The organism is candidate division KSB1 bacterium, from assembly GCA_022566355.1.
Classification (GTDB): domain Bacteria; phylum Zhuqueibacterota; class JdFR-76; order JdFR-76; family DREG01; genus JADFJB01.
The window spans coordinates 1-4,925 of sequence record JADFJB010000193.1 but is presented as its reverse complement, the minus strand read 5'-3'; the positions used below and the strand labels follow the sequence as shown (position 1 = coordinate 4,925).

The window sequence follows — 4,925 nt, the reverse complement described above, 5'->3', positions numbered from 1 at the left end:
CTGATGAATTTGCCTGGGGTACAGCAAGCATTCAAGACTCTGCCTATACCCTGGCAAACGATGGTGCGGCCAATGAAAATATTGTCGCAAATTATTCAACCACTGCGGGTGAGGGCAACGCTTCTTACCATACAACTGACGGCGGTATAAACGGCCCTCTTCGTGTGGGGATCTTTGCCGGCAATGCTGCCAATAACACGACCGACCAGCGGGTCCGTTCCGGCGCCGGTTTTTACGGCAATATGGAATTGACCGGTAACTTGTGGGAGCGTCCGGTCACCATAGGTAACGAAGCTGGCAGGGATTTCACCGGCACACTAGGGGATGGCTTGTTGTCAATGAATGGCAATGCCACAAACGGCGACTGGCCGGGTTTCGTCGGTGGAGAAGTGACCGGCGCGTCAGGCTCGGGTTTTCGAGGCGGTAATTGGACCGATCTCAGCATCAATGCACCAGTCTCGGAACGCTTCTTTGCTGCGAGCACAGAAGTTACCGATCGGATCGAGATCAACGGTTTCCGTTGTGTTCGGCCTGCCCCGTGAAATAGAAGTCAACTTTATTCAAGGAAGGATTTAAAGCTATGTACGTAAAAAGGTATCTGCAAAAAAGTTTGAAGCGTCATTTAACGGGGCCTGAGCCGTGAGGGGTGAACTTTGGCACTCCGGGGGTTTGGGGGCGGCGCCCCCAAAGAAATATTTTTGGGTAATAAAGTAAAAAAGACGATAGACAATGGACGACAGACGATGAATCGGGAACAGGAGATACGGAGTAACAAAGTAACAAAGGCACAAAGTGACAAAGTGAAAAGGACGATGGACAATGGACGATAGACGATGAATCGGGAACGGGAGAACGGAGTAACAAAGGCACAAAGTAACAAAGTGGCAAAGGCACAAAGCAGAAAGAAAAAATAAACATCCATAACCGTGTCATTGCGAGGAGTGCCGTCCGGACGGCACGACGTGGCAATCTCCTGCCTTTATGAGGAAATGGGATAGGGCAACCGCGTCGATTATTTTACACACCCCTGAAAATCCCGTCCGGACGGGATTTCCTACCCCTCTCAAAGAGGGGAATTCCAGCCATCCAGCATTTCGCAGGGATGACAGCAAGGTGGGAAGTCATATGTTTGATTATTGATTTTTAGAATTTGTGATTTATTTGTACTTTGAATTTTGTCATTTGTAATTTGGTTTTTATGTCTCCAGCCTCCAGCTTCGGGCAAAAAGATCCCCGATTAAAACATTCGGGGATGACAGTTCATAGGAATAGCATCCAGTATCCAGCATCCAGCATCTGGCATCTAGCATCCAGCATCCGGCATCCAGCATCCAGCATCCAGTATCCAGCATCCAGCATCCAGCATCCAGCATCCAGCATCTGGCATCCAGTATCCAGCATCCAGCATCCAGCATCTGGCATCCAGCATCCGGCATCTGGCATCCGGCATCACCACCATCCAAGCACCTTCCACCAACCCAATCCCACCGTCAGCCAAATCACTAAATGATAAAGCCCGACCAGGAATCCGGTTGAGAACCATTTTTGCGGTTCGACATAACCCAGGCCAAAATAGACGATAATCGGTCCTGTTGAGTAGTTGGTCAACGCTCCGCATAAATTGGAGAAATAGGCAAGTATTGCGATTGTGAGCAACGCCGGAGCTCCTGCGGCCAGAGCTACGGCAAAGAATGCGGCAATTAAAGCAGCAATATGCGCGGTCAGCATTGAAAAAGCGTACATAGAATAAAAATAAATCAAGGCTAAAACTATGGTGACCGTTAGCCCATCGATATTTGCCACCCAGCCTTGCATGGCCAATGCAAACCAATCGATAAAACCGTGTGTCTTGAGGCTGTTGGCCATGGTAAGTAAGCCACCCAACCAAATAAGGGTATCCCATGCTTTGTCATTTTTGATAGTGCGGTCCCAATTAGTTGTTTGAGTAATCAATAAAATGCTTATGCCAATCCAGGCTGTTAGTGTGGTACTCATTCCATGCAATGGTTTGGTTGTCCATAAACCCAGAAGCAGAATAAACACAGCAGCCATGACCTTTTCTCCGGTGGACCATGCTCCCATTTCGCCTAATTCTTTTCGTGCCTCTACTTGCGCCGCTTTTGTTTGAAGCAAGGTTGGTTTCGCCAGGTAGAAAATGAACAAGGGTAATAAGGAAAAGCCAACCAATCCCGGAACAAGGGCGCCTAACGCCCAGGTACCCCAACCAAATTCTATATTAAAGACATCCATGGCTGCCCTTGAAACCAACGGATTCGCTGCCATACCGGTAAGGAACATCGCTGCTGCGATCAGGTTTGCATGAGCGCCAACCAGGGTTAAATATTGTCCGGCTCGTTCCGGGTGATTTTCCGGAGTTGAATCCAGCGCCCTGGCTAATGAATCCGTAATTGGCGCAACGATGCCACCGCCCCTGGCTGTATTGGAGGGTACAAATGGGCCCAGGATCAATTCAGCGCCGCAAAGAGAATAACCCAACCCAATTGTGGATTTTCCCAAACGACTCACAAGAAGGAGTGCAATTCTGCGGCCAAAGCCAGTGTGAATGACAACGCCCGCAATAAGAAATGCGGATACCACCAACCAAACCGTCGTGTCAGCGTACCCGGCCAATGCTTCAACAGGCGTCAGCGTTTTTGTTACCATCAATACTACGAGACCGAAAATCACCATTGCTCCCACCGGAAAAGGACGAATAATGAAACTGGCAATAACAGCGATGAAGATAGAAAAAACCTGCCATCCAACTGGATTAAGTCCATCCGGAATTGGAAGATTCCAAAGAACCAAAGCTAGAAATACACAAGGAGCTAAACGACGTAACCGCTGCCTTAATGAGAGCTGATCATCATGCACTCTGCTATCCTTTCAATAAGAAAAAAATAATTTTTTTTTGAATGAGGAAATATACTGAAACTAAGATTCAGAGAAAAGTAAAAAAATGGTTCATTATTATTATTATTATAATAATAATGGATACTTTGAGATAATTCCTTGTATTGATCGCAATCCAACTCCGTTAATTAGTGTCTGAACGAGTAACCTGGACCGATGGCTACTTGTCATACTTTAGATAAGCTGACCGGAATTGATTTTGGCGTTAAATGATGCGGTAAAATTCCGTCACGATTAGGATTTCGCCATTGCGGCCAATCTTGTGCGAAGACACCTTGAATTTGACAGAGCAATAAACCAAGCGAAAAAGTTAAAGCCAGTGCGGACTTCTCGGTTGAATTTTTCATTGAAACACATTTCCATTCTTTTAATAAGGTCAATCGCATTACTCCGCAGTATTTGATTGAAAACTAACCTCGTAGAAGTTGAATTACTATAGAAATTGTCACTCACCCTCTACTGGTCAAATCCTCGTAGGGGATTAATAATTCTTTACTCATCATTTTTGTCTTTTTTTACCTTCTAGTAATGCTCAGTCTTTTTATTGATCCGCCATCTGGCGGATCGTGTACTTGAGATAACAATTGATATTACAATGATTAAACATCTATGATGTTTTTCCTGATACGTGCTGATTTCATAAATACATTCTCTCCGAGGATATGTTTTTATGGGGAAACTTCATCTCTACAATATGAAAATCCCTTTGATTGGATTAACAATTTTGCAGTTGGATTTCAAAAAAAATTGATATTTATTTCATACAATATAAGATTGTAAATTGTTGCATATATCATTTGTTGGAAATCAATTACCTTTGTTATATACTGAAAGGTTCAAAGATGAAAAAGATTGTTAAATCAGAACAAGAATGGAAAGAACAATTAACTCCGCAGCAGTTTGAAGTTACCAGGCAAAAAGGAACAGAAGCGCCTTTTTCGGGTGAATACGATGATTGTAAAGAGGAAGGGATTTATAAATGTGTTTGCTGTGGAAATGAATTATTCAGTTCCGAAACCAAATTTGAGTCAGGTTCGGGTTGGCCAAGTTTTTACCAACCCATTTCAGATGAAAATGTGAAGGGTGAATTTGATATCAGTCGCGGAATGCGCAGAACTGAAGTGCTTTGCAGTCGATGTGATGCGCATCTTGGGCATGTATTTGATGATGGCCCTGCGCCAACCAATAAGCGATATTGCATGAATTCCTTGGCATTAAACCTTGAGAAGAAAGAGTAACCAAGATTAGCTATAAAAGGCAAAGCCCAATTAATTAATGTTTAAACTTCTAATAGTCCCCCAAAATATATCTAATTTGTTTCGACCAATTCGTTATATGAATGAACAATTCGGGATAACTTAGAAGGTTGGTAAACCGAAACCATCAACTCTTGATCCTGAAACTGTAAAACATCCCTGAGCTTTAAGATATAATACTCGTTTAGTAATATACCGGTATTGAGAATGATCCGGTCTTTATTACCCGGCCAGCAAACAGGTTCGGCAACGACCTCCAATGTGCGCAATTTATTTAGCGATTTCCGTTCAACGGGTGTTGATTGTTCGATCACTTCAAGTTTAAAACTAATATCTTGGCCTTCGAAATAAAACTCCTTAGAATTCTCTTTTTCGTAAACAATTGCAGGAAATTTGACTACAGTCATTGCTTTTGGAATGAAAGGTGTTAATATCTGAATGCCGTTCTTCTCAAAAACTGTTTTGTAATTTGCCATTGTCATATTGAGAATTTCAATCATGAGATCTAAAATCTTTTCTTCAGAAAACTCAGCATCTTTTACTATTTTTGTATACAGGGCTTTAGCGGATCCTTCACTTATTTCGATTTTTAGATCTATAGATATCGAATTTTGCACCTGGTATAAACATGTCCATGCAACATAGTGAGGTTTTAATTCATTGTCAACAGTTGTTTCATTGTGCACTTTGAGAGATTTTACACCCATCTCGTTCAAAGTTTTCATAAGAATATGATCCATCCCACAGTTATTCGGG

General features: G+C 43.0%; 7 protein-coding genes. 3 read left to right on the top strand and 4 right to left on the bottom strand.

What is annotated here, in order from left to right:
* Together IIC38_19900 and IIC38_19895 are read left to right on the top strand one after the other, a co-directional pair.
* Positions 1-542 (top strand): hypothetical protein (locus IIC38_19900; GenBank protein ID MCH8128187.1); only part of this gene is annotated, 542 nt, incomplete at its 5' end.
* Between the two features lie 111 nt (positions 543-653).
* Positions 654-830 (top strand): hypothetical protein, encoded by a 177-nt coding sequence (locus IIC38_19895; protein ID MCH8128186.1) that lies wholly within the window; start codon positions 654-656, stop codon positions 828-830.
* A gap of 366 nt (positions 831-1,196) precedes the next feature.
* On the opposite strand, the gene IIC38_19890 is transcribed toward IIC38_19895, so the two are convergent.
* The 3 genes from IIC38_19890 to IIC38_19880 all read right to left on the bottom strand — a co-directional run bounded on the left by IIC38_19890 (position 1,197) and on the right by IIC38_19880 (position 3,260).
* Positions 1,197-1,352 carry a hypothetical protein gene (locus IIC38_19890; protein MCH8128185.1) on the bottom strand — a complete coding sequence of 52 codons (156 nt, stop codon included), beginning with the start codon at positions 1,350-1,352 and terminating at the stop codon, positions 1,197-1,199.
* Between the two features lie 97 nt (positions 1,353-1,449).
* The gene (locus IIC38_19885) at positions 1,450-2,874 is read right to left on the bottom strand and encodes a DASS family sodium-coupled anion symporter (GenBank protein ID MCH8128184.1); all 1,425 of its coding nucleotides are present in this window, start codon (positions 2,872-2,874) and stop codon (positions 1,450-1,452) included.
* Positions 2,875-3,080: 206 nt separating this feature from the next.
* On the bottom strand, positions 3,081-3,260 hold the full coding sequence (locus IIC38_19880) for a hypothetical protein (GenBank protein ID MCH8128183.1): 180 nt from the start codon (positions 3,258-3,260) through the stop codon (positions 3,081-3,083).
* Between the two features lie 495 nt (positions 3,261-3,755).
* On the opposite strand from IIC38_19880, the gene msrB reads away from it, so the two are divergent.
* On the top strand, positions 3,756-4,151 hold the full coding sequence (msrB, locus tag IIC38_19875; protein ID MCH8128182.1) for a peptide-methionine (R)-S-oxide reductase MsrB: 396 nt from the start codon (positions 3,756-3,758) through the stop codon (positions 4,149-4,151).
* 71 nt (positions 4,152-4,222) lie between these two features.
* Here the strand turns inward: msrB and IIC38_19870 are convergent, their stop codons facing one another.
* Entirely contained in the window at positions 4,223-4,894 is a 672-nt protein-coding gene (locus IIC38_19870; protein MCH8128181.1) for a hypothetical protein, read from the bottom strand.
* Positions 4,895-4,925 lie beyond the last annotated feature (31 nt).